The following is a 24,213-nucleotide window of genomic DNA, read 5'->3' as shown; positions in this document are numbered from 1 at the left end:
CTCCTAGAAGAACGTGCGGACGTAGTCGACGACCGTGCCGTCCGCCTCGGCGACCGGGATCAGCTGCCACTTGTCGAACGAGGTGCACGGGTGGGACAGGCCCAGGCCGACCCAGTCGCCCACCTCCAGGTCCGCCTCCGGCGTGGTGCTCAGCCAGGCGTGCTGGTCGGACAGGGCCGTCACCGCCACGCCGGTGGCCGGGCGCTCGGCGCCGCCGCGGCGGATCACCTGCGCGAACGGCAGGTCGAGGTCGTAGGCGGCGTCCCGCTTGCCCGCGTTGACGAAGGCCTGCTCGGGGGAGGGGCGGGACACCACCTGCGTCCACAGCCGGAACGCGGGCTCCAGGGCGCCCTCCTCGGGGACCCGGTTGAACGGGGTCAGCTTGCGGTAGTGGCCGTCGTCGTGCGAGACGTAGGCGCCCGAGCGCAGCAGCTTCAGCACGGGCCGGGACAGTTCGGGGATCTCCGCGAAGACGCCGGCGACCGCGTCGAACCAGGCGCTGCCGCCCGCGCTGACGATGATCTCGTCCAGGCCGGTGAAGCGCCCCGCCGCGTCGAAGTCGGCGGCGAGCGCGACCAGCCGCCGCAGCCACGCCGTCACCCGCTCCGGGTCGGCCTTCGGCACCTCGCCCTCGTAGCCCGCGACACCGGCCAGCCGCAGCGTCCGCGTGGCGGCCACGGCGTCCGCGACCGCCGCGCACTCCGCCTCCGTGCGGACACCGGTCCGGGCGCCCTCGCCTGCGGCGAGCTCGACCACGACGTCCACCGGCCGGGCGGCTCCGCGCAGGGCCGCGTCCATCAACTCGACGCCGCGCACCGAGTCGACGTAGCAGACGAACCGGAAGTCCGGGTCGGCGTCCAGCTCGCCGGAGAGCCGGCGCAGGGCCGCCGCGTCGACCAGTTCGTTCGCGAGGAACACGCGCCGGGTGCCGAAGGCCCGCGCCACCTGCACCTGGTGCGGCACCGCCAGCGTGATGCCCCACGCCCCGTGCTCGATCTGCCGGTGGAACAGCTGCGGGGCCATGGAGGTCTTGCCGTGCGGCGCGAAGGCCAGGCCGTGCCGGGCCGCGTACGTCTCCATGAGCCTCAGGTTGTGCTCCAGGCGCTCGGCGGACAGCGCGAGCACGGGGGTGGTGAAGCCGCCGTCGAAGAGGTTGCGGCGCTGGGCGGCCAGCTCGCCGACCGTCAGGCCGTCCGCGTCCGGCGGGAGGCCCTTGAAGCGGTGGTCGACGCGCTCTGCGGCGAGCCGGGCGAGGGACTCGGCTGCGGTGTCGGCTGGCATGGAGCCTCCTGATCAGCAGTGTTGCACTGTCTGCAACCTTCATTGCGTATATCGCTCAACGCTGTCTAACATCTCGGCCACCGCCGGTCAATGAAACCGCCACCCACCGAACCGCCGAGGAGCTACGAGCATCGTGACCCCCACCGGACCCAGCGACGACCCCGGCGTCGTGGACGTCGTCGCGCTCGGCGAGTCCATGGTCACGTTCCTGCCCTCCCGGCCGGGCCGCCTCGCCGACGTGCCGTCGTTCGAGCGGGGCATCGGCGGGGCGGAGTCCAACGTGGCGTGCGTGCTGGCGGCGGCGGGGCACTCCGTGCGGTGGGTCAGCGCGGTCGGCGCCGACGGCTTCGGCGACCACCTCGTCGAGGAGATCGGGTCCTACGGCGTCGACGTCGCCTCCGTGCGGCGCGATCCGGCGCGTCCGACCGGTATCTACTTCCGCACGGCCGGGGACCGGGCCACCGACGCCCACGAGGTCGCCTACTACCGGGCGGGATCGGCCGCCTCCGCGATGTCCGCCGGCACCGTGGACCTGGCGGCCGTGCGGGCCGCCCGGGTGCTGCACCTGTCGGGGATCACGGCGGCGCTCTCCGGCAGCTGCCTCGACCTGCTGTGGGAGCTGACCGAGCCGGGGCCGCGGCGGCCCCTCGTCTCCTTCGACGTCAACCACCGGCCGGGACTGTGGGCGGACCCGGACGGACCGCGGGTGCTGCTGGACCTCGCCCGCCGCGCCGACCTCGTCTTCGTCGGCGCGGACGAGGCCCTCGACGCGTGGGGGCTGCACGGCGCGTCCGCCGTCCGGGACGCGCTGCCCGAGCCCGGGCTGGTCGTCGTCAAGATGGGCCCGGGCGGCGCCGTCGCCCTCGGCAAGGACCCCGGCGACGCGGAGGACGCGGACGGCACCGCCACCCTCGTCCGCGCCCCGCGCGTGGACGTCGTCGCCGCCGTCGGCGCGGGCGACGCCTTCGCCGCCGGGTTCCTCTCCGCCACCCTGCGCGGACTGCCCGTCCGGGACCGGCTGCGCCACGGGCACCTGACGGCCGCCGCCGCCCTCACCGTCCCCGGCGACCTCGCCGCGCCGCCCGCCCGGGAGCACGCCGACCGGCTCGCCGCCCTGGACGACACCGCATGGGGGAGACTGCGACTCGGCCCGGGCTGGACCGAGGACACCCAGCGGGCCGACGAGGAGGTACGAACGCCATGAGCCAGACCGTCGACCGCGCGCTCAGCATCCTGCCGCTGCTCGCCGAGGGCCCCGCCGACCTGGGGCAGGTCGCCGACCGCCTCGGCGTCCACAAGTCCACCGCCCTGCGCCTGCTGCGCACCCTGCACGAGCACGGCCTGGTCTACCGCCAGTCCGACCAGCGCTACCGCCTCGGCGCCCGGCTCTTCGCCCTCGCCCAGGAGGCGATGGAGAACCTCGACGTCCGCGAGATCGCCCATCCCCACCTGGTCCGCCTCAACGAGAGCTGCGGGCACACCGTCCACCTCGCCGTGTACGAGGAGAACGAGGTGCTCTACATCGACAAGGTCGAGAGCCGCTACCCGGTGCGGATGTACTCCCGCATCGGCAAGCCCGTCGCCATCACCGTCGCCGCGGTCGCCAAGCTGCTCCTGGCCGACCTGCCCGAGCACGAGCGGCGCGCGGTCGCCGAGAAGCTCGACTACCCCGCGTACACGGCCCGTTCGACCCCCAACGCGAGCGCGTTCCTGCGCGAGCTGGAGAAGGTGCGCGAACAGGGCTGGGCCACCGACCTCGGCGGCCACGAGGAGTCCATCAACTGCGTCGCGGCGCCCATCCGGGGTGCCGACGGCCGGGTCGTGGCCGCGATGTCGGTCTCCGCGCCGAACGTCGTCGTCACCGCCGACGAACTCCTCACCCTCCTGCCGCTGGTGCGCCGTACGGCGGACGCCATCAGCGGCGAGTACTCCGGCAGGACACCAGTGAAGGGCACCACATGACGGACAAGACCGCGCTCACCCCCAAGACCCACACCACCCCGCCGGCGCGGTTCTCCCACGGTGTGAGGAAGGGCAACATCCTCCAGGTCGCCGGCCAGGTCGGCTTCCTGCCCGCCGAGGAGGGCAAGCCCCCCACGCCCGCCGGGCCGACCCTGCGCGAGCAGACCCTGCAGACCCTGGCCAACGTCCGGGCCGTCCTGGAGGAGGGCGGCGCCACCTGGGACGACGCCATGATGATCCGCGTCTACCTCACGGACGTGAACCACTTCGCCGAGATGAACGAGATCTACAACGCGTACTTCGAGGAGCAGGGCCTGACCCAGCCGCCCGCCGCGCGCACGACCGTCTACGTCGGTCTCCCCGCGGGCCTCCTCATCGAGATCGACGCGCTCGCCGTCCTCGGCTGACACCCCCCGTCACCCGCACGCCTGTCAGGTGCGGCGCCTTCGATGCGCCGCGCCGCGCTCCCCCCTACCCAGAAGCCGCATGCATTTACCCAGAGGACCCCCGAATGTCCCCTTCGCTCGCCGCGTCCGCGCCCGCCGAGACCCCGCCCCACACGGGAGGACTGCTCCTCCTCGTCGACGGCACGGCCGGACTCCTGCTCACCGCCGCGCTCGGCATCGCGCTGCTGCTGTTCCTCATCATCAGGACCAGACTCCAGCCGTTCGTCGCGCTGCTCGCGGTCTCCATAGCCGTCGGCCTCGCCGCCGGCCTGTCGGTCACCGAACTCTTCGGCACGGTCCAGAAGTCGGACGCCGTCTCCACCATCGAGTCCGGCATGGGCGGCATCCTCGGCCACGTCGCCATCATCATCGGCCTGGGCACCATGCTCGGCGCGATCCTCGAAGTCAGCGGCGGCGCCGAGGTGCTGGCGGGCCGTCTGCTCGGCCTGTTCGGCGAGAAGCGCGCCCCGCTCGCCATGGGCCTGACCGGCCTCATCTTCGGCGTCCCGGTCTTCTTCGACGTCGGCATCTTCGTCCTGGCGCCCATCGTCTACGCCGCCGCCAAGCGCTCGGGCAAGTCGATCCTGCTCTACTGCCTGCCGCTGCTGGCGGGCCTGTCGGTCACCCACGCGTTCCTGCCGCCGCACCCCGGCCCGGTCGCCGCGGCCGGTCTGCTCCACGTCGACCTCGGCTGGGTCATCCTCATGGGCGTCGTGTGCGGACTGCCGGCCGTGGTCGCCGCGTGGGGCTACTCGGCGTGGATCGGCCGGCGCATCTTCGTCCCCGTGCCGCAGGACATGGTCGAGGCGGCGGCGGAGGCCAAGCAGGCCGTCGTCGACGAGCAGCGGGCCGCCGGGGTGGCGCCGAGCGAGCAGCCGGTGTCCCTCGGCACGGTCCTCGGCATCATCGGGACCCCGCTGGTCCTCATCCTCGCCGCGACCTTCTCCTCGATCGCCCTGGACCCCTCCACCCCGCGCTCGGTCATCGAGTTCTTCGGCAACCCCTTCGTGGCACTCACCATCGCCCTGTTCCTCGCGTACTACCTGCTGGGCATCCGCCGCGGCTGGTCGCGCAGGTCGCTGGAGACGGTGTCCACGGCGTCCCTGAAGCCGGTCGGCAACATCCTGCTGGTGGTTGGCGCGGGCGGCGTCTTCGGCGCCGTGCTCAAGGCCAGCGGCGTCGCCCAGGCCCTGTCGGACACCTTCAACGGCGTCGGCCTGCCGGTGATCGTGCTGTCGTACCTGATCTCCGTGGTGCTGCGCGTGGCCCAGGGCTCGGCGACGGTCGCGATCGTCACCACGGCCGGCATCGTGGCGCCCCTGCTCTCCGAGGGCGACCACTCCCAGGCGTTCGTGGCCCTGGTCATCATGGCCATCTCCGCGGGCTCCATCTTCGCCTCGCACGTCAACGACGGCGGCTTCTGGATGGTGGCCAAGTACTTCGGCATCAGCGAACGCGACACGCTCAAGACGTGGACGGTGCTCGAAAGCGTGCTGTCCGTGGCCGGGTTCGCGGTGGCGGCGGTCCTGAGCCTGTTCGTGTAGGGGCGCCCCATGCGGGCGCCCTGATGTAGGCGTCCGATAACGAAGTTGGGGGCTGGCTGTGTGCGGCACAGGTTTGTCGACCATACTGCTCCGCTGTGGAGCAGCGCATAGGTTCGAGCAGCCAGCCCCTGGAAGGCGCCGGATTCGACCCGGCCTTCATCCCCGGGCTCACGTCACCCGCGTCCGGACGGACGGAGGAGGACGGGCCGGAGAAGGAGCCTGAGGTCGCCGAGGCCGAGGAGGCCGCCCCCGAGGCGGCGGAGGAGGGCACGGTGTCCCCCTCCGAGCCGGAGGAGGACACCGCCGTCGACGGTCCCGTCTTCGAGGCGTCCGACCGCCGCGCCCGGATCGTCGCCGACCACAGAGGCGTCCGGCTCTGCCTGGACGACCAGGAGTGCGAGTTCCGCTGGGACGAGATCGGCGCGGTGGAGACGGCGACGGCCCGCTTCGGCAAGCGCTGGACCGTCACCGTCCACACCCCTGACCGGCGCTGGTACCCGATCGAGATCGAGGCGCCGGCCAGGAGCCGCTTCACGGAGTGGGACGAACAGCTGGACGCGGTGCTGGACGCCTACTTCGAGGAAGAGGAAGAGGCAAAGGAAGAAGGCGAGCAGGACGCGGACTAGCCGCAGTACTGCCCTTCCTTGCCGATCGACCGGTACATGCAGTCCGCGTTCTCCAGCAACTGCAGCACCGCGTCCCGGTTGCGGGAGGTCTCCCGCTCGATCACCTCGTCGGGCGGGTAGAACCCCCCTCCACCGGAGCGGGGGTACATCTCGAAGGTGTAGCCGAAGATCTTGTGCGCGCCCCAGAGGTAGTCGTCGATCGACCCGTCCGTGATGTAGAGGTCGCTGGACTGCTCCGCCGTGTAGCCGTTGCTCGCGGCCATCTTCTGCCCGACCGTCCTGAACGCCGCGTGGTCGTCGGCGGTCATCCCGGTCGTGGTGTCGGAGTACGTGTAGCCGAACGGCCAGAGCACCAGCTCGCTGTACGTGTGGAAGTCGATCGCGGCGGTGATCTGCTGCTTGCCGCCGACGACCCGGCTGCGCACGAAGTCGGCGACCACCTTCACCTCGGGCGCCGACTCGGCCGCCGGTCCCCGGTAGGTGTCGGAGGACGGGGAGCCCGAGGAGCCGCCGCAGCAGCCCCAGCGGTAGTTCCAGTTGCGGTTCAGGTCGGTGCCGACGTACGAGGAACCGGAGTTGGGCTGCCGGTTCTTGCGCCACGAGCGGTACGAGCCGGTGGCGATGTCGTACTCGCCGCCGTCCGGGTTCATGTCCGGCACGATCCAGATCTCGCGGTTGTTCACCATGCCGGTGACGCGGGAGTCGGAGCCGTAGTCGGAGGTCAGCTCGCGCAGCAGGTAGAGGGCCATCTCGACGGTCAGGTGCTCGCGGGCGTGCTGGTGGTGCGTGAACAGCACCTCCGGCTCGGACTCGTCGGTGCCCACGTTGTCGCTGATCTTGATGGCGACGATGTCGCGGCCCTGGTAGGACTTGCCGATCACGCGCCGGCTCGCGATGGACGGGTTCGCCGCGACGACCGCGTTGATCTCGCTCGTCATCTCCGCGTAGTTGTGGTACTTCGAGTCGCCCGACGGGAAGTCGAAGACCCGGACGTCGTCCTCGCCGGCGGACCGGTCGGGCACCGCGCCGAGCGGGGTGACCTCGTAGCCCAGCGCGCGCAGTCTCTTGATCTGGTCCGCGCGGCCGGAGACGACGACACCGTGGCCGTGCACCTCGTCGACGGTCACGCCCGTGCGCTGAAGTGCCGTGCGGTCGGCGGCCGTCGAGTGCAGATGGATCTCGTACTGCCGGACGTCGTCCGCCGACGGGGCCGACCGGGGAGCGCTGTCGGCGGTGGCGTCGGACGTCGTCGCGGACAGGGGTGCCGCGAGGGCGAGGGCGAGCAGTGCCGCGAGGGCGGCGGTGCGTCTGCCGGTGCGCGCACCGGAGCCTCGGATGCGAAGTCGCATGAAATCTCCTTGTGGGAGGTGGGGTTGTTCCGTGCGACGTACGTGTGCGGGTGGCGCATATCGTTCTGCTAATGGCATGAGCAGGTCAAGACTGAAAGTGGCCGCGCAGTGTACGCGTACGGCGCGGCGGCCGAGAGGCGGCGGGTGAAGTGCACCCGTGGGGGTGACGCGCGCGTGCATATATGTACGTGACCGGGTCAGGGTGAGGATCCGCGCAAGGGGAGCCGGAGCGCCCGGATCCCTGGACCACACCCCAGAGGACTGGCTGATCATGGGCGGATCAGCGCCACGACGGGACCACCAGGTGCCGGTCGAGACGACCAGCTTCGTCGACCGGCGTGGCGAACTGACCGCGGGCCGCGAACTGCTGGCCCGCGCACGGCTGGTGACGCTGACCGGCCCGGGCGGCGTCGGCAAGACCCGGCTCGCCGCGCGCATCGCGGCCCGGGTGCGGCGCGCCTTCCCGGACGGCGTGCGCTTCGTGCACCTCTCCGGGCTGCACGACCCGGCGCTCGTCCCGCTCGCCGCCGCCGACGCGCTGGGACTGCACGACCACTCCGCCCAGCCGCCGCTGACCGCCCTCGTCGAGCAGGTACGCGACCGGCGGCTGCTCCTGGTCGTCGACAACTGCGAGCACCTGGCCGGTGCCTGCGCCCGGCTGGCCGCGGCGCTGCTGCACGGCACCGAGGGGGTCCGGATCCTCGCCACCAGCCGGCACCGGCTCGGCCTCACCGAGGAACACCTGCTGGAGGTGCGGCCGCTGCCGGTGCCCGACCCGGACGGCGACCTGGGCGCCGCCGAGGGCTACCCGGCCCTCACCCTCTTCGCCGACCGGGCGGCCGCCGTCGCCCCCGACTTCCGCCTCACCGCCGCCAACCTCGCCTCCGTGGCCCGGCTCTGCCGCCGCCTCGACGGCCTGCCCCTCGCCATCGAACTGGCCGCGGTCCGGATGCGCGTCCTCGACGTCGACCAGCTCCTGGACCGTCTCGACGACCGCTACCGCGTCCTCACCACCGGCAGCCCCGCGGCCCTGCCCCGCCACCAGACCCTGCGCGCGGCCGTCGCCTGGAGCCACGACCTGTGCACCGGCCCGGAACAGGCGGTGTGGGCCCGGCTGTCGGTGCTGGCGGGGAGCTTCGACCTGGAGACGGCGGAGGCGGTCTGCGCGGACGCCGCCGACGCGGACGCCGCGGGCGCGGAGGACGCCGCGCGGGGGGCGGAGGCGGTATCGAGGGGCCTCCTGCCGGAAGAGGCGGCGGGGGCGGCGGGGGCGGCCATGGTGGGGCAGGCCAGGAGCCTGGCGGAGGGCGCGGCGCAGTGGGCCGAGGGGGCCTTGCGGGCATCGGCGTCCAGCGAAGGCGCGCGTTCCGCACAGGCCCACGGAGGGACGCTGACGCTGCCTCCACCGGCCGGCGGTGAGGGGGACGTGGCGCCGGGCGGCGTGCTGATCCCGCGGTCCGCCTCCGTCGCCGGTGGCTCGCCGGCCCTGCCCCGCCGCGGTGCCCCGCCGCCCCCGCACGGCCTCGGCACCCAGTCCCCGCTCCCGTTCGGCCCCGGCGGCCCGGCGCTGTCCTCGCCGGGCTCCGGGGGCACCGCCCGGTCTTCGCCGGGTTCCGGTGGCACCGCCCAGCCTTCGCCGGGTTCCGACGGTCCGGTCTGGCTCGGTCCCGGCGGCCGTGGGCCGTTGCCGTGTGGCGTCGAGGACTCCGCCCGGCCGTCGTCCGGTCCCGGTGGTCCGGCGGTGTCCTCGCCGTGGTCCGGTGGCACCGCCCAGCCGTCGTCCGGTGCCGGTGGTCCGGCTCGGCTCAGTCCCGGTGGCGGTGGGATGTCCTCGTCCGGTGTCGAGGACCCCGTCCACTCCTCGTCCGGTGCCGGTGGTCCGGCTCGGCTCAGCGCCGGTGGCGGTGGGATGTCCTCGTCCGGCGTTGACGATCCCGCCCAGCCCGCGTCCGGTCCCGGTGGACCGGCTCATCTCCGCCCCGGCGGCCGTGCGCCGTTGCCGTCCGGGCTCGGCGGTCCTGTCCAGCCCCCGCCCGGCTCCGGCAGCCCGGCATCGCTCAGGCCCGGCGGCCCCGCGTCGTCCCCGCCCCGGCCCGGTGGCCCCGGCCCGCACACCGTCGTCGGCGCGGGCGGTGCGTCGGTCGGGCGGTCGTGGCCCGCCCTGCGGCGTGACGACGTGCTGGACGCCGTGGCCGGGCTCGTGGACAAGTCCGTGCTCTGCCGGGAGCCGGGACCCGGGGGCGTGCGCTACCGGATGCTGGACACCCTGCGCGAGTACGGGCTGGAGCAGTTGCGGCACCGGGCGGGGGAGGAGGCCGCGGCGCGGCGGCGGCAGCGGGACTGGATGGTGCGGCGCGTCGAGGCGTGGGAACGCGGCTGGTTCGGGCCCGGGCAGCCCGAAACCGTCGCCCTGCTGCGCGCCGACCGCGACAACCTGCGCGCCGCCCTCGACCACAGCCTCTCCACCCCGGGCGAGGCACGCACCGGGCTGCACCTCGCCGGCACGCTCTGGTTCCACTGGCACGCCTGCGGCGCCCTCCGCGAAGGCCTGTACTGGCTCGACCGGGCCCTGGCCGCCCACCCGGAGCCGACAAGGGAACGGGCCCGCGGCCTGTGGGTCGCCGGGCTGCTGGCCGCCGCCACCCAGAACCTCTCCCGGGGCCTGGCCCACGCCACGGAGGCCCTCGCCCTCGCCCGTGCCCTGGGCGTCGCCGCCGAGGCCGCACACGCCGAGTACGTCATCGGCGTCATCCGGCTGTTCGGCGACGACCTGCCGGGCGCGCTGCGGCACTTCGAGGCCACCGTCGCCCGCGGCCCCGTCCCCGGCCAGCACCTGAGCCTGGTCGGTCTCGACCAGGTCGAACTCGCCTGCGCGCTGGGCTTCCTGGGCGAGGCCGACCGGGCCGTCGAGGTGTGCGAGCGGGCGCTGCGGCTGTGCGAGCGGCACGGCGAGCAGTGGGTGCGCTCGTACGTCCTGCGCATGCTGGCCCTCGCCCACAGCGTGCGCGCCGACTGGCCCCGGGCCGAACGGCACGCCCGTGAGGCGCTGCGGCTGAAACTCGCCGTCCACGACATCACCGGCATCGCCCTCACCCTCGACCTGCTCGCGTCGATCGCCGTGGCGCGCGGCGCCCACGAGCACGCGGCCGAACTGCTGGGCGGCTCCGACCGCGTCTGGGCCGACATCGACACCGGCCGCTGGGGCTCGCGCAGCCTCACCTCGGCCCGCCGGGACAGCGAGGAGCAGGTCTGCCGGGCCCTGGGCCGCGAGGCCTTCGAGCGGGCCCACCGGCGCGGCGGCGTCCTCGGCCTGGCCGAACTGGTCGCCCACGCGCTGCAGGAGCCCGCCGGCCCCGCCACGCCGCCGCCGCACGACGGCACGACCGGCCCGCTCACCCGCCGCGAGCAGGAGGTCGCCCGGCTGGTCGCCGAAGGGCTCGGCAACCAGCAGATCGCCGACCGCCTGGTGATCGCCCGCCGCACCGCCGAAGGCCATGTGGAACGCATCCTCAGCAAGCTCGGCTTCACCAACCGCAGCCAGATCGCCGCCTGGATGACGGCACAGCGCTGACCCGCCCCCGCCCGCACCCACACCCGAGGGAAACCCGTGACCACCTCACCACCCGCCGCACCCACCACCCCGTTCGACCACCGCATGGCCGTCTACGACACCGACGAGGCCTTCCTGGCCGCCGCCCTGCCCTTCCTCGGCGAAGGCCTCGCCGCCCTGGGCGAACCACCTCCCGTGGCCATCACCGCCCCCCGCAACCTGGACCTCCTGCGCGACGCCCTCGGCGGCGACGCCGAACGCGTCACCTGCGTCCCGCACACCGACTGGTACACCGGCTCCGCCGCCAACGCCGTCGCCCGGGCCGCCGCCCACCTCGCCGCGCACGCCGGGCCGGGCGGCCGGATCCACCTGCTCATGGAGCCCGTCTGGAGCGGCCGGGCCGGTCGCTCGGCCCGCGAGACCACCGAGTGGATCCGCTACGAGGCCCTGGCCAACCTCCTGTTCGCCCCCCTGGCCACGACCGCCCTGTGCGCCTACGACACCCGCACGGCCGGGCCCGCCGTCGTCGCCGCGGCCCGCCGCGCCCACCCCGGCACGGAGGTGTACGAGGACCCGGCGCGGCTCACGGCCGAACTCGACGCCGTCCCGCTGCCGTTGCCCCCGGCCGGCGCCGAGCCCCTCACCGGGCCGGACGCGGCGGCCGTACGGACCTGGGCGGAGGACCGCGGGCTGCCCGCCGCCGACGCCGAGCTGTTCGCCACCGCCGTCGCGGAGACCGCGGCCGCCCTGGCGCCCCTCGACGGCACCGCCCTGCTGTGGGGCGAAAGCCCTTCCCTCGTCTGCGAACTGCGCTCGGCCCGCCCCGTCGCCGACCCGCTCGCCGGCTTCGTCCCACCGCCCGCCGACGGTCCGGAGCCCGGCCCCGGCCTGTGGTACGCGCGTCAGGTCTGCGCGTACGTGGACGTCCGCGACGACAGCGCGGGAGCGACGGTCCGCCTCCAGTACGCCTAGCCCCCTACCTGCACGAGCAGGTAGGGATACGGGTAGTCCTCCCCCTGCGCCGGACCGGTCCCAGGGATCACTCTGGACCCATGCCGCAACTCTCCGGGCCCCACTTCCCGGACCCCGACGCCCCGCACGGCCCGTTCCCGCAACCACCCCTGGGAGCGGGCAGCTTGAGCGTCGAGTACGCGCCACGCCCCTGCGCCGTGCGGGAGGCACGCGCGGAGGTCCGCCGGCAGCTGGAGGGCTGGGGCCTCGCGGAGCGCGGCGAGGTCGCGGACGTGGCCGAACTGCTCGTCGGTGAACTGGCCACCAACGCGCTGGTGCACGCCGAGAGCCGCTTCCGGCTCACCCTCTTCGCCGCGCACGGCGTGCTGCGCTGCGAGGTCGCCGACCAGGAGCGCCGCGTGCCCCGGGTGGTGGAGGCGGGCACCGGGGAGAGCGGCCGGGGGATGTTCCTGGTGGACGCGCTCGCCCAGCGCTGGGGCTGGCATCGGGACGGGCCGGGCAAGACCGTGTGGTTCGAGCTCGGCACCTGCGGGGCGGACGGCTGCGGTCGGCGACAGCCGTGACGCTGCCGCCGGGTTCGGCCTCCCCGGGGTTCGTCCTGCCTCCGGGAGGCCGTTCCCGTCCGCGGGTCCGTGGGGGCCCGGCGCGCCGTTCCCCGCGCCCCCAGGGGGCGTCTGCGCGCAGGCCCTCTTGTCGACCCGGGCCGGTTGCGGTTTCTTGATCTGCATGGCGGACACCACGGGCAACACCACCGAGAACACGGCCGCACAGGCACCCCCGCCCCGCAAGGGCAGCTGGAAGTACATCGGGCCGGGGATCGTCGTCGCGGCGACCGGGGTCGGCGCCGGTGACCTGGTCGCCACGCTCATCGCGGGCAGCAACTTCGGCTACACCCTGCTGTGGGCGGCGGTGATCGGCTGCCTGGTGAAGATCTCCCTCGCCGAGGCGGCCGGCCGCTGGCACCTGTCCACCGGCCGCACCCTGTTCGACGGCTGGGCGAGCCTCGGCCGCTGGACGACCTGGTTCTTCGCGGTCTACGTCGTCGTCTGGGGCTTCGTCTACGGCGCCGCCGCGATGTCGTCGAGCGCGCTGCCGCTGCAGGCGCTGTTCCCGGACGTGATGGACCTCAAGTGGTGGGGGATCGCCTGCGGTCTGGTCGGTCTGGTCTTCGTCTGGTTCAACAAGTACGCGGTGTTCGAGAAGGTCATGACGGTCCTGGTGGGCGTCATGTTCGTGGTCACCGTGTACCTGGCGATCCGGGTCACCCCGAACATCCCCGGCGCCTTCGCCGGGCTCCTGCCGGTCCTGCCGGACGAGAAGGACTCGATCCTCAACACGCTGGGCCTGATCGGCGGCGTGGGCGGCACCATCACGCTGGCCGCGTACGGCTACTGGGTCAACGCCAAGGGCTGGACCGACACCGGCTGGATGAAGGTGATGCGCCTGGACAACCGCGTCGCCTACGCCACCACCGGCGTCTTCGTCATCGCCATGCTGTTCGTCGGCGCGGAGCTCCTGCACTCGGCGAACGTGGCCCTCGCCTCCGGCGACAAGGGCCTGGTCCAGCTGGGCGACATCCTGGAGGAGGAGTACGGCACGGCCACGGCGAAGTTCTTCCTGATCGGCTTCTTCGCCACGTCCTTCACCTCGCTGATCGGCGTCTGGCACGGCGTGTCCCTGATGTTCGCCGACTTCGTGGCCCGGCTGACCGGCAGGGGCCGGGCCAAGGGCGAGGAGGTCGCCTCGGGCGCGCGGGAACGCTCCTGGCCGTTCCGCGCGTATCTGCTCTGGCTGACCTTCCCGCCGATGATCCTGCTCTTCGAGGGGCAGCCGTTCCGCCTGGTCATCGTCTACGGCGTGCTCGGCGCGGCCTTCATGCCCTTCCTGGCGGCCACCCTCATCTGGCTCCTCAACTCCGCCCGCACGCCCCGCGAGTGGCGCAACGGCCCGCTCAGCAACGCCATGCTGGCCGTCGCGGGGCTCCTCTTCCTGGTCCTGTGCGTGAAGCAGATCTGGGACCAGCCGTGGGGTGAGTTCTTCTAAGGGCGGGGCGGGCGGAGAATGGCTCGCCGCAGCACCGAGACGTTTCCCGCGAGCACGAGGACCGAGGATCTGACGGATGAGCCAGCCCTACCCACCACCCGGCCCCGGCTTCGGCCCGCCCCCGCCGCAGTACGCCCCGGCGCCTCCGGCCGCCGGGCCCGCGGCGGGGCCCTACCCGGCCGCCCCGGGCCCGTACCCGCCGGTGCCACCGCCGTACGGCCAGGCCCCGCCGCAGCCGGTGCCCGCGGGGCCGGAGTTCCTGGCCGTCGACAAGCGCAACTCGGTCGTCGTCGACGCGGCGGGCGTGGCCTTCGAGTCGCACGGCCTGACGGTCGAGTTCCACTGGGCGGAGATCCGCAGCGTCCACTACCGGGCGAGCCCCGACGGCAAGGCGCTGATGGTCGCCGTGATCCCCCTGGACGGCCGGTTCTTCGAGTGCGTGGTGGAGGCCAAGCCCAGAACGCGGCTGCAGGAGTGGTTCCCGCAGCTCGCGTGGGTGCTGGGCCACTACCGGCCGGCGGGGTGAGGCAGGCCGTCTGCCCCACCCCGGCGGCGGTGCCGGCTACGGCAGCGCGTGCACGTGCGGTCCGACCGCGTTCGACCACGCGTTGCCCGCGGCCGCGTCCCAGTTGGTCGACCAGGTCATCGCGCCCCGCAGGTCGGGGTACGTCCGCGGCGGCTTGAAGGTGCCGCAGTCGGTGGCCCGGGTCAGGCAGTCCAGGGCGTTGTTCACCACGGTGGGGGAGACGTAGCCGCTGCCCGCGCCGCGCGTGGAGGCGGGCAGGCCCAGCCCGACCTGGGACGGGGCGAGGCCGCCCTCCAGCTGGATGCAGGCCAGGGCCGTCAGGAAGTCCACCGAGCCCTGGCTGTAGACCTTGCCGTCGCAGCCCAGCATCGAACCGCTGTTGTAGTACTGCATGTTGACGACGGTGAGGATGTCCTTGATGTTCAGCGCCGTCTGGAAGTAGGAGTTCGACGTCGACTGCATGTCGATGGTCTGCGGTGCCATCGTGATGATCAGCGAGGAGCCCGCCTTCGCCGACAGGGAGCGCAGCGCCTGTGTCATGTAGGTGGCGTTGAGGCCGTTCTCCAGGTCGATGTCGACGCCGTCGAAGCCGTACTCCCGCATCACGGACCAGACGCTGTCGGCGAAGTTGGCCGCCGACGCGGCGTCGTTGACGGTGACCGTGCCGCGCTCGCCGCCGACCGAGATGATGACCTTCTTGCCGGCCGCCTGCTTGGCCCTGATGTCCGCCTTGAACTGGTCGACCGTGTAGCCGCCGAGCCCCGCCGAGTCGAGGGTGAAGGACACCGCGCCCGGCGTCGTGGTCGCGTCCGCGAAGGCGACGGCGATGATGTCGTACTGGGACGGGACGTCGGCGAGCTTCTGGACCGTGGCGCCGTTGTCGAAGTTCTGCCAGTAGCCCGTGACCGCGTGTCTGGGCAGGGCGGGACCGGGGCCGCTGGGCTTGTTCGTGGTGCCCGTCACCGCCGCCGACTTCGGCGACTCACCGGCCGCGTTCGTCGCGGTGACCTGGAAGGAGTACGCCGTCGAGGCCGCGAGCCCGGTCACCGTCGCCGAGGTCCCCGAGACGGCCGTGACCTTGGTGCCGTCGCGGTAGACCGTGTAGCCCGTCGCCCCGGAGACCGCGTTCCAGGCGAGCGACACCGACGAGGACGTCGTGCCCGAGACGCTCAGGCCGCCCGGCGCGGCCGGGACCGACGGGCCCGGGTCCGTGCCGCCGCCCCCGTCCGGGCCGAACACCGACACGTCGTCCGCGTGGTAGGCGGCCTGGCCGTACCAGCCGTGCGTGTACACGGTCACCGACGAGGTCGACGAGCCGGTCGTGAAGGTCGTCGAGAGCTGCTTCCAGGAGGAGGAGTCCGGTGTCCAGGTGGACACGTCCGTGGTGCCGGTGCCCGTGACGCCCAGGTAGGCGTAGCCGCCGCGCACCCAGGCGCCCAGCGTGTACGTGGAGTTCGGCCGCACCCGCACGGTCTGGCTGCAGCGGGCGTTGTCCTGCCCCGACGGGGTCGCCCGCAGCGCGGCCGTGCCCGAGCGCACCGGGGAGGACACCGCAGCGCCGCTGCCCGCCGAGCAGGTCCAGTCGCTCAGGCCCGCCTCGAAGCCGGCGTTCCTGACGTTGTTGACGTCGGCGGCCGAGGCCTGGCCGACGGTCGTGACAGTGAGGGCCAGGGCAGCCGTGAGGGCGCCCGACCACAGCCGCAGGGATCGTCTGTGTCTGGACATGACAAGAAAATGGTCCAGACCAACGGGACTGTCAAGAGGTCCAGACCAACCGGTCGAGCAGCAGCCCCACCGCGCAGCCCGCCAGCAGCACCCCCGCCGACATCCAGAAGGCGACCCCCGCCGGGTCCAGCACGCCCGGCCGCAGCGCGAACAGCAGCAGCTGCGCCGCCACCGGAACCGCGCACGCCGCCGCCAGATGCCGCGCCGGCACCTCCCGCCACGGCTGCGGATGCACCCGCGCCGCCGCCCAGGTCGCGAGCGCGACACACACCAGGTTCGGCAGGTGCACCAGCGCCAGCGCGCCCCCGAACGAGCCGACCCCCTCCGGGCCGGTCAGCGGCCCGTACACCAGCGTCATCTGGAGGTACTCGGCGGCCACCAGCACCACGATGCCGACGGCCCAGCAGCGGACGAACGTCATCGACTGCCCCCTGAGATCTCGACGTACAGCAGGATCGCGAAGCCCGGCGCGGCCGTCCCGCAGCCCGCCACCAAGGCCGGCGGGGCGCGGCCGTCCCGCAGCCCGCCACCAGGGCCGGCGCCCGGAGCACCGGGGACCGGCCGCCCCGGCACGCGACCGTCGCCGTGCCCTCCGGGTCGCGCGTACCGCCACGCCGGCACCCCGAACAGCAGGACGAGCAGCGTGAGGACGGCGTATCCGGCGCCCGGCACCTCCATGGTCAGTGCACCCGCACCGAGTCGACGATCCGGTCCAGGTCCTCGTCCGGCAGGGTGCCGCGCTGCGCGTCGATCCGGACGGCGAAGGCGGTGTCGGCCGAGTCGAGACCGGCCAGGATCACGCCGTCGACCGGGGTGCCCTTCGCCGGGCCGCCGTCCTCGCCGGTCGCCCGGAAGGAGAAGTCGATCCGCCTCGCCTCGTCGGTGCCGGCCAGCTCCACGTCCTTGTTCCCCTTGACGTCGGCGCCCATCTGGATGCCCGCCTCGGCGGCGATCCCGGCCTGCTCCGCCGAGTCCGCCTCGGTGAAGCCGAGCTGCACGGTCAGGACCGAGACCTTCCTCCCGTCCCGGGTGCGCACCGCAGCCGCCGCGTTGTGCCGGCCCCGCTCGGCGGCGCTCTGCGGCTCGTACCCCTTCGGGTACGACACGTCCACGCCCTTCGTCGTCAGCGTGCCCCAGCCCTCGGGCACCGAGTCCGCGCCGGAGCCGGAGCTCCCGCAGCCGGTCAGGGCCACGGCGGTCGTCAGCAGGGCGGCGGCCAGGCAGGCACGGCGGGTCTTCATCGGCTGGGGCTCCGTCTCGTCAGTTCGCACAGTAGCTGTAGGGAAGATAGGAGCGGCCGTCCCCGCGGGGCGCCCCCAGGAAACGGGCGTCGGTCAGGGTCTCCGCCTTCTTCTCCGTGCTGATCGTCATGCCCAGACTGAGCCCCAGATTCAACTCGAAGCCGTATTCGGCCGCGTTCACCTCACCGGTGTACGTCATCCGGCTCGACGTGCCCCGGTCGAACAGCAGCTGCCCGAAGGGGTCGTCGGCGCCCGGCCGGGTCGTCGGCGCGTGGTCGGAGAACATGTACGCGAACGGCAGGGCGACCTGCTCGTTGCCGCTGTCCAGCCAGCGCTCGGCGACCGCCCGGTCCCGGTCGCCGGCCGGGCCCGGGTCGAAGGCGACACTGTTGGTGACGATCTCGATGCCCGTCCCCGAGTCGGTGCCCTTCGCCCCGGCGCCGCCGCCGCGCTTCGCGTCGCCCTTCCCGCCGTTGTCGCCGCCGGCCTTGGCACCGTCCCGCTGCCCGCCCTCCTCCACCGTGCGGGTCATGTCGATCCGGACCAGCTTGCCGGTCTTCTTGTCGTAGGTGACCGTGATGGTGCCGGTCTGTGTGGTGTTCGCCGTGTACTCGCCGCTGAGCGGTCCCGCCTCGTAGCCCACCTTGGAGCCGAACTCGACGGACGAGGAGTACGTGTACGACTTGGTGTTCTTGTAGGCGTTGTCGGTCCAGGTCACCTCGGGGGCGTACTTGAAGGTGCCGCCGAGCGCGGCGCTCAGCTTCCTCTCGTCGCCAGCGGAGATCTGCAGGCCCGCCGACGCCGAGGCCTCCAGCCCGACCTTGCCGTAGGTGATCTTCCGGTTGTCGCCGAGGTGCTCCTTGACGCGGTTCTCGGTGTCCTCCTCGTCCTTCAGGGGGCCCGTCCCGAAGAGGTAGAGGATGCTGTCGCCGAGGCTCGCCTCCGCGCCGCCCGGCATGGTCCGCCGCATCTCGTACATCTGCAGCTTCTCGACGTCGTCGCGGAACCGCTCGGCCTCCTCGGGGCTCTGGAACACCCAGGTGTCGCCGTTGGTGACCTTGATGCCGAGTCCCAGCTCCACCTTGTCGGCGCCGAACCGGCCCACCTTCATGCCCGGCTTGAAGTCCTTCTTCGCGGCGACCGACGCGGCGTCCGTGAAGGTCAGGTAGACCAGCTGGTCACGGTCGTCGACCCTGCCGTCGCCGTTCACGTCCGTCTTCGCCTTCAGGCGCTGCTCCTGGAAGCCGTACTCCTTGCCGATCTCCCAGAACAGGACCTTCGCCTTGGAGCCCGCCTTGTCGGTGACGGCGGAGACCTGGCACAGCGCCGGCTCGAAGTCGGCGTCGGTCAGCGGCCTGCCCGTCCCCGGGCCGCCCGCGCCGCAGTCGCCGCCGCCGGCGACCCTGCACACCTGCGCGGCGATCCTGTCGTAGACCAGCTGCCCGACCCCGGTCGCCGAGACGGCGAGGACGATCGCCGCGCTGACGACGACCATCCCGAGGTACTCGGTGCCCGTCGCGCCGCGGTCGTCGAGGACCGGTCCGCGCCCGTACGTCCGTATGCCGCCCCCGCCAGCCATACGGCACCCCTCCTTGCCCGAAGCGTGTGCCCGTGGACGGCGAGCGTAGGGACGCGACGCCCCGTCAGGCGTGGGTCTCAGGGCCCAAACGCAGGCCCACCGTCAACTCCGGGCCCGCTGGGCCCACCGCCCGGGACCGCCGTGGGCCCGCCCCTGGGCCCGCCGACGACCGGCAAGATGCTCAACGTGCCCCGTTTTGGCGCGTCTTGTGCAACGACAGTTGCTCCTCAGCTACACAAACGCTGTTCTCCGGTCACAGAGCCGTGGATACAGTGCTGAGGTAGTCACGCAGTGAAGTCGACACGGTGCGCCGGAGTGACACCCGGCGTTCCGACGGGCATGGGGAAACGGGGAGCTGCGCGTGCCAACTGCCATTGCCGTGACCAGTGCCGACCTGGCGCTGCCGCCACAGGACGAACGCACCCTGCCCGCCGCCGTGCTCCGGGACATCGAACAACGCCCCCTGGAACAGGCGCTGGCCGATCTGCAGGCCCTGGTCGAGCACCACGGGCATGTGATCGTGGTCTGCTCACCGGCCGCCCCGACCGCCCTGCAGCGCCGGCTGCACACCCTGCGCTCCCTCATGGAGACCGACCGGGTCGCCCTCTTCCGGCCGGAGCTGCCACCCCTCGGACTGGCCGTGCTGGCACGGCAGCTCAGGCAGCTCGCCTCCTGCGACCTCAGCCCCGGCGTGCTCGCCTCAGCCGGGCGGCTGCTCGTGCACTACATCCACGCCGGGGCGCTGCTCAACTCCGTGGCCCGGCTCGACCACGTCCCCGTCGGCCTGAAGTCGCACGCCAAGTCCTGGGTGCCCGGCAGCCAGTTCGGCGTCCTCGCCCACCCCGAGCCGCAGCTCGTGCGCATCACCCCCGAGGCGCGGCTGCCCGGACCGGAGTTCGGCACCTGGATGCTGGTCGCCAAGGGGCAGCTCCCGTCCGACTGGGTCACCGGCACCCTCGCCCCCGCCTGGAAGGTGCAGGGGCTGCGCGAGGTCCCGCTGCCGGCCGCGTCACCGCACTGGTGGGGCACCGGCAGGCTCGTCGAGTTCTGCAGCTACCTGCCCGACCTCTCCGTCCTCTACCAGCTGGTCACCTCCGTGCGGCGCAGCCGCTGCCACTGGTGCGGCATCGACGTCATCGGCGACCGCTGCGTCTTCTGCTCGGCCACCCCGCCCGTCCACGACAGCCCGCCCCAGCTCGAGAACCGAACGGCCGTCGGGTGAGCCCTGACACCCCTCGCCGGCACCGCTCCGATCCCGCTCGACCGATATCCCGAACGAGGTTGCACGGTTCATGAACTCCCGTCAGCGCCGCGGCGTGATCCTCCTGCTCCTGTCGATCGTCTGCGCCCTGGGCGCCTTCGCCGGCGTGCTGTCCGTCATCAGCGACGTGAAGTCCAAGGTCGGCCCCGAGGTCACCGCCTACCGGCTGAAATCCGACGTGCCGCCCTACACCACGCTCAGCACGGGCCAGTTCGAGAAGATCGAGATGCCCGAGCGGTGGCTGTCGGACAACGCCGTCACCGACCTGCGCGAGATACAGGGCAAGATCGCCGTCACCACCCTGAAGGCGGGCTCCCTCCTCCAGTCCGACATGATCGTCAGCCGGCCGGCCCTCCAGCCCGGGCAGCAGGAGGTCGCCATCATGATCGACGCGGCGACCGGCGTGGCCGGCAAGATCACGCCCGGCGCCTCGGTCAACGTCTACGCCACCTTCGAGGGCGCCCGCGAGGGCGACCCCGACCAGTCGAAGATCATCGTCACCAACGCCAAGGTCCTCGACGTCGGCGAACTGACCGCGCTGCGGCCCGACGAGGGCAACCGCACCCAGCAGCCCACCGACGCCGTGCCCATCACCTTCGCGCTGTCCGCCCTGGACGCCCAGCGCATCACCTACGCCGAGTCGTTCGCCAAGCGCGTCCGCCTCGCCCTCGTCGCGCCCGGCAGCGACACCAGCGTCCCGGAGCGCGACCGGACGTACGAACTCGCGAAGGACAAGTGAGAGGCCCGCATGCCCACGAGGATCCTCCCGGCGGTCGGTGACGCGGACGCGATCCGTTCCGTCACCACCCTGCTCAGCCAGCTCCCGGACGCCGAGCCGGTCGCCCCGGTGGCCGACTCCACCCAGCTCATCGACACCCTCGCCCGGCTCGCCGCCGAGTCCGTCGACGAGCTGCCCGAGGTCGTGGTCGTGCACGAGCGGATCGGGCCGGTCCCCGCGCTGGAGCTGATCCGTGAAGTGGCCCTGCGCTTCCCGGCCGTCGGCGTCATCCTCGTCACCTCCGACGCGAGCCCCGGCCTCTTCCAGGCCGCCATGGACTACGGCGCCCGCGGCCTGGTCGCCCTCCCGCTGAGCTACGAGGAACTCGCCAGCCGCGTCCAGGCCGTCGCCCAGTGGTCCACCGGCGTACGACGGCACCTCGGCGCCGGCGGCGACGTCTTCACCGGCGTCGGCGGCACCGTCGTCACCGTCAGCGGCGCCAAGGGCGGCGCCGGAGCGACCCTCACCGCGATCCAGCTCGCCCTGGCCGCCCAGGCCTCCGGCCGCAGCACGGCCCTGGTCGACATGGACCTCCAGACCGGCGACGTCGCCTCCTACCTGGACGTCCAGTTCCGCCGCTCCGTCGTCGACCTGGCCGCCATCAACGACATCTCCCCGCGCGTCCTGGCCGACGCGGTCTTCCGCCACGACAGCGGCCTCGCCCTGCTGCTCGCCCCGGCCGAGGGGGAACGCGGCGAGGACGTCACCGACCGCTCCGCCCGCCAGATCGTCAGCGCCCTGCGCTCCCGCTACGAGGTCGTCGTCATCGACTGCGGCGCCCAGCTCGGCGGCGCGGGCGCGGCGGCCGTGGAGATGGCCGACCGGGCCCTGCTGGTCACCACGCCGGACGTGGTCGCCGTACGGGGCGCCAAACGGGCGGTGCGGATGTGGGACCGGCTGCAGATCCGCAAGGCCGAGGAGACCACCGTCGTCGTCAACCGGCACAGCCGCGGCACGGAGATCCAGCCGGCCCTCATCCAGAAGATCACCGGCACGGCTGTCGCGGCCACCGCGATCCCCGCCAACTTCAAGGAACTGCAGAGCGTCGTGGACGCCGGACGCATCCACGAGCTGGAGAACAAGAGCGTGGTGAAGCAGGCCCTGTGGGGCCTGGCGGCGGAACTGGGCCTGGTCAAGACCCCCGGCGGCGCCCAGAAGGCGGGCCGGTTCCGGGGCGGGGACCGGGCGCCGGTCAGCTTCAAACGGCGAAGGGAGGGGTGAGCGTGCTCGCAAGACAGCGGGACAAGGGCCAGGTGACCATCGAGTTCCTCGGCATGACACCGACGATCATCGTCACGCTGATCGCGCTGTGGCAGGCCGTCCTCGTGGGCTACACCTTCATCCTCGCGGGGAACGCGGCGGACGAGGCGGTGCGCGAGGCGACGGCGGCGGAACCGGGCGGGGCGCGCGACGCCGCGTGCCGGGAGGCCGGGCTCAGGCACCTGTCGGAGGCGTGGCGCTCCGGCGCCGACGTGACCTGCGGCGGCTCCGGCTACATCACGGCCGACGTGCGCCTGGACGTCCCGGTCCTCTTTCCGGGCACGCTGTCGGTGCCCATCCAGGTCCGGGGACACGCCGGTGCGGTGGAGGAGGCGGATGCGGGTGCCCCGTGACACCGAGCGCCGAGACCGCGGCCAGGTCGCCATCGAGTACATCGGCTTCCTGCCGATCCTGCTGATCGTCGCCCTGGCGGCCGTGCAGCTGGGGCTGATCGCCTACACCGCCCAGCAGGCCGGCACCGCCGCCCGGGCGGGGGCCCGCAGCGCCTCGCTGGACGGGCCGCACGAGGCGGACTGCCGGGCGGCGGTGAGCGGCTGGCTGGCCGACGGGACCAGCTGCCCCGCCGCGTACGGCGGGGACGTGGTCACGGTCACCGCCACCGTGCGGATCCCGTCCCTCGTGCCGGGCTGGGACTTCGACCCGGCCGTGAAGACCGCCACGATGCCGCGCGACCACTGAGCAACGAGCGAGGAGCACCGGACTCATGAGCCTGCGAGCACGCATCAACTCCCCCGAGGAGAACGGCAACCGGGGCGAGGACGGCCACATGGTCGCCTCCTACCGGGCCAAGCTCCTGGAGGAGATCGACCTCGCGGAGATGAGTTCGCTGGCCGCCGCCGAGCGCCGGGCCCGGCTGGAGCGCGTCCTCGGGCACATCATCAGCCGCGAGGGCCCTGTGCTGTCGACCGTGGAGCGCTCGCAGCTCATCCGCCGGGTGGTCGACGAGGCGCTGGGCCTCGGCATCCTGGAGCCGCTGCTGGAGGACGCCTCCATCACGGAGATCATGGTCAACGGCCCGGACGCGATCTTCGTGGAGCGCGGCGGCCGGGTCGAGCAACTGCCCCTGCGGTTCGCCTCCAACGACCAGCTCATGCAGACGATCGAGCGGATCGTCTCCACCGTCAACCGCCGCGTGGACGAGTCCAACCCGATGGTCGACGCCCGCCTGCCCTCCGGCGAGCGCGTCAACGTCATCATCCCGCCGCTGTCCCTGACCGGCGCCACCCTCACCATCCGCCGCTTCCCGCGCTCCTTCACGCTCCAGGAGCTGATCGGCCTCGGCTCGCTCGACGAGCACATGCTCTACCTGCTGGCCGGCTTGGTGCAGGCGAAGTTCAACGTCATCGTCTCCGGCGCCACCGGCACGGGGAAGACGACCCTGCTCAACGCACTGTCGGGCCTCATCCCCGAGGGCGAGCGCATCATCACCATCGAGGACTCCGCCGAACTCCAGCTCCAGCAGCCCCATGTGATCCGCCTGGAGTCCAGGCCCCCGAACGTCGAGGGCAAGGGGCAGGTCACCATCCGCGACCTGGTGCGCAACTCCCTGCGCATGCGCCCCGACCGGATCGTCGTCGGTGAGGTCCGCGGCGGCGAGTCCCTCGACATGCTCCAGGCCATGTCCACGGGCCACGACGGCTCCCTGGCCACCGTCCACGCCAACAGCGCCGAGGACGCCCTGATGCGGCTGCAGACCCTCGCCTCCATGTCGGACGTGGAGATCCCCTTCGTGGCGCTGCACGACCAGATCAACAGCGCGGTGGACGTCATCGTGCAGCTGACCCGGTTCGCGGACGGCGCCCGCCGCATCACCGAGATCGCGCTGATGGACAGCCACGGCAGCGACCCGTACCGCCTGGTCACGGTCGCCCGCTTCCAGGCCCGGCCGATGGCCGCCGACGGCCGCATCCACGGCGCCTTCGAGTACTTCCCGCTGCCACGCCGCACCGCCGACCGCCTCTACATGGCGAGCCAGCCCATCCCGCAGGCCTTCGGCATCGCCCGGAGCGCGGACCAGCTAGCCACCCGAGAAGCCAGGTAGGACCGCCC

Annotated in this window: 23 protein-coding genes; 16 read left to right on the top strand and 7 right to left on the bottom strand. The window is 72.9% G+C overall.

Features of this window, described 5'->3' with window-relative positions:
* Positions 1 to 3: 3 nt before the first annotated feature.
* A complete protein-coding gene (locus tag ABZY20_RS05490; protein ID WP_356436906.1) occupies positions 4 to 1,281 on the bottom strand; it encodes an amino acid deaminase in 1,278 nt (425 codons plus the stop codon).
* 133 nt (positions 1,282 to 1,414) lie between these two features.
* Between ABZY20_RS05490 and ABZY20_RS05485 the strand changes: the two genes are divergently transcribed.
* The 5 genes from ABZY20_RS05485 to ABZY20_RS05465 all read left to right on the top strand — a co-directional run bounded on the left by ABZY20_RS05485 (position 1,415) and on the right by ABZY20_RS05465 (position 5,859).
* Entirely contained in the window at positions 1,415 to 2,485 is a 1,071-nt protein-coding gene (locus ABZY20_RS05485; RefSeq protein ID WP_356436903.1) for a sugar kinase, read from the top strand.
* Positions 2,482 to 3,243 (top strand): IclR family transcriptional regulator, encoded by a 762-nt coding sequence (locus tag ABZY20_RS05480; protein ID WP_356436900.1) that lies wholly within the window; start codon positions 2,482 to 2,484, stop codon positions 3,241 to 3,243. The genes ABZY20_RS05485 and ABZY20_RS05480 overlap by 4 nt, the downstream gene beginning before the upstream one ends.
* The gene (locus ABZY20_RS05475) at positions 3,240 to 3,650 is read left to right on the top strand and encodes a RidA family protein (RefSeq protein ID WP_356436897.1); all 411 of its coding nucleotides are present in this window, start codon (positions 3,240 to 3,242) and stop codon (positions 3,648 to 3,650) included. The genes ABZY20_RS05480 and ABZY20_RS05475 overlap by 4 nt, the downstream gene beginning before the upstream one ends.
* A 104-nt stretch (positions 3,651 to 3,754) precedes the next feature.
* Positions 3,755 to 5,233: a gluconate:H+ symporter gene (locus ABZY20_RS05470; RefSeq protein WP_356436895.1), complete on the top strand. Its 1,479-nt coding sequence runs from the start codon at positions 3,755 to 3,757 to the stop codon at positions 5,231 to 5,233.
* Positions 5,234 to 5,328: 95 nt separating this feature from the next.
* A complete protein-coding gene (locus tag ABZY20_RS05465) occupies positions 5,329 to 5,859 on the top strand; it encodes a hypothetical protein (protein WP_356436893.1) in 531 nt (176 codons plus the stop codon).
* On the opposite strand, the gene ABZY20_RS05460 is transcribed toward ABZY20_RS05465, so the two are convergent.
* Positions 5,856 to 7,208 carry a M14 family metallopeptidase gene (locus tag ABZY20_RS05460; RefSeq protein ID WP_356436891.1) on the bottom strand — a complete coding sequence of 451 codons (1,353 nt, stop codon included), beginning with the start codon at positions 7,206 to 7,208 and terminating at the stop codon, positions 5,856 to 5,858. The genes ABZY20_RS05465 and ABZY20_RS05460 overlap by 4 nt on opposite strands.
* Positions 7,209 to 7,479: 271 nt before the next feature.
* On the opposite strand from ABZY20_RS05460, the gene ABZY20_RS05455 reads away from it, so the two are divergent.
* From ABZY20_RS05455 to ABZY20_RS05435, 5 genes are all read left to right on the top strand, one after another.
* Positions 7,480 to 10,779, top strand: a complete 3,300-nt coding sequence (locus ABZY20_RS05455; RefSeq protein WP_356436889.1) for a LuxR C-terminal-related transcriptional regulator — start codon at positions 7,480 to 7,482, stop codon at positions 10,777 to 10,779.
* Between the two features lie 36 nt (positions 10,780 to 10,815).
* Positions 10,816 to 11,730, top strand: a complete 915-nt coding sequence (locus tag ABZY20_RS05450; RefSeq protein WP_356436886.1) for an MEDS domain-containing protein — start codon at positions 10,816 to 10,818, stop codon at positions 11,728 to 11,730.
* 80 nt (positions 11,731 to 11,810) lie between these two features.
* Entirely contained in the window at positions 11,811 to 12,293 is a 483-nt protein-coding gene (locus ABZY20_RS05445; RefSeq protein WP_356436884.1) for an ATP-binding protein, read from the top strand.
* A 163-nt stretch (positions 12,294 to 12,456) separates the two neighbouring features.
* The gene (locus ABZY20_RS05440; protein WP_356436882.1) at positions 12,457 to 13,773 is read left to right on the top strand and encodes an Nramp family divalent metal transporter; all 1,317 of its coding nucleotides are present in this window, start codon (positions 12,457 to 12,459) and stop codon (positions 13,771 to 13,773) included.
* A 76-nt stretch (positions 13,774 to 13,849) separates the two neighbouring features.
* On the top strand, positions 13,850 to 14,299 hold the full coding sequence (locus tag ABZY20_RS05435) for a hypothetical protein (RefSeq protein ID WP_356436880.1): 450 nt from the start codon (positions 13,850 to 13,852) through the stop codon (positions 14,297 to 14,299).
* 36 nt (positions 14,300 to 14,335) lie between these two features.
* On the opposite strand, the gene ABZY20_RS05430 is transcribed toward ABZY20_RS05435, so the two are convergent.
* From ABZY20_RS05430 to ABZY20_RS05410, 5 genes are read right to left on the bottom strand one after another with little or no spacing between them, the layout of a single operon-like run.
* The gene (locus tag ABZY20_RS05430) at positions 14,336 to 16,024 is read right to left on the bottom strand and encodes a glycoside hydrolase family 18 protein (protein WP_356436878.1); all 1,689 of its coding nucleotides are present in this window, start codon (positions 16,022 to 16,024) and stop codon (positions 14,336 to 14,338) included.
* Between the two features lie 31 nt (positions 16,025 to 16,055).
* Positions 16,056 to 16,445, bottom strand: a complete 390-nt coding sequence (locus ABZY20_RS05425; protein WP_356436875.1) for a hypothetical protein — start codon at positions 16,443 to 16,445, stop codon at positions 16,056 to 16,058.
* A complete protein-coding gene (locus ABZY20_RS05420) occupies positions 16,442 to 16,702 on the bottom strand; it encodes a hypothetical protein (protein WP_356436872.1) in 261 nt (86 codons plus the stop codon). The genes ABZY20_RS05425 and ABZY20_RS05420 overlap by 4 nt, the downstream gene beginning before the upstream one ends.
* 2 nt (positions 16,703 to 16,704) lie before the next feature.
* Positions 16,705 to 17,265: a hypothetical protein gene (locus ABZY20_RS05415; protein ID WP_356436869.1), complete on the bottom strand. Its 561-nt coding sequence runs from the start codon at positions 17,263 to 17,265 to the stop codon at positions 16,705 to 16,707.
* Between the two features lie 19 nt (positions 17,266 to 17,284).
* Positions 17,285 to 18,844, bottom strand: a complete 1,560-nt coding sequence (locus ABZY20_RS05410; RefSeq protein ID WP_356436867.1) for a hypothetical protein — start codon at positions 18,842 to 18,844, stop codon at positions 17,285 to 17,287.
* 361 nt (positions 18,845 to 19,205) lie between these two features.
* Here ABZY20_RS05410 and ABZY20_RS05405 point away from each other — a divergent pair, with 361 nt between their 5' ends.
* The 6 genes from ABZY20_RS05405 to ABZY20_RS05380 all read left to right on the top strand — a co-directional run bounded on the left by ABZY20_RS05405 (position 19,206) and on the right by ABZY20_RS05380 (position 24,205).
* Entirely contained in the window at positions 19,206 to 20,066 is an 861-nt protein-coding gene (locus ABZY20_RS05405) for a hypothetical protein (RefSeq protein ID WP_356436864.1), read from the top strand.
* A gap of 70 nt (positions 20,067 to 20,136) precedes the next feature.
* Positions 20,137 to 20,844 (top strand): Flp pilus assembly protein CpaB, encoded by a 708-nt coding sequence (gene cpaB, locus ABZY20_RS05400; RefSeq protein WP_356436861.1) that lies wholly within the window; start codon positions 20,137 to 20,139, stop codon positions 20,842 to 20,844.
* A 9-nt stretch (positions 20,845 to 20,853) separates the two neighbouring features.
* The gene (locus tag ABZY20_RS05395; RefSeq protein ID WP_356436858.1) at positions 20,854 to 22,104 is read left to right on the top strand and encodes an AAA family ATPase; all 1,251 of its coding nucleotides are present in this window, start codon (positions 20,854 to 20,856) and stop codon (positions 22,102 to 22,104) included.
* Positions 22,105 to 22,157: 53 nt separating this feature from the next.
* Positions 22,158 to 22,496, top strand: coding sequence for a pilus assembly protein (locus ABZY20_RS05390; RefSeq protein ID WP_356437406.1), 339 nt, complete (start codon positions 22,158 to 22,160; stop codon positions 22,494 to 22,496).
* Positions 22,480 to 22,842 carry a TadE/TadG family type IV pilus assembly protein gene (locus ABZY20_RS05385; protein WP_356436855.1) on the top strand — a complete coding sequence of 121 codons (363 nt, stop codon included), beginning with the start codon at positions 22,480 to 22,482 and terminating at the stop codon, positions 22,840 to 22,842. Before ABZY20_RS05390 ends, ABZY20_RS05385 begins: the two co-directional genes overlap by 17 nt.
* A 25-nt stretch (positions 22,843 to 22,867) precedes the next feature.
* The gene (locus tag ABZY20_RS05380; protein ID WP_356436852.1) at positions 22,868 to 24,205 is read left to right on the top strand and encodes a CpaF family protein; all 1,338 of its coding nucleotides are present in this window, start codon (positions 22,868 to 22,870) and stop codon (positions 24,203 to 24,205) included.
* Positions 24,206 to 24,213: the final 8 nt, after the last annotated feature.

Source organism: Streptomyces sp. NPDC006624 (genome assembly GCF_040611555.1).
Lineage (GTDB): Bacteria > Actinomycetota > Actinomycetes > Streptomycetales > Streptomycetaceae > Streptomyces.
Note: the sequence above shows the minus strand (reverse complement) of the source record. Positions and strands in the feature narration are given on the sequence as shown.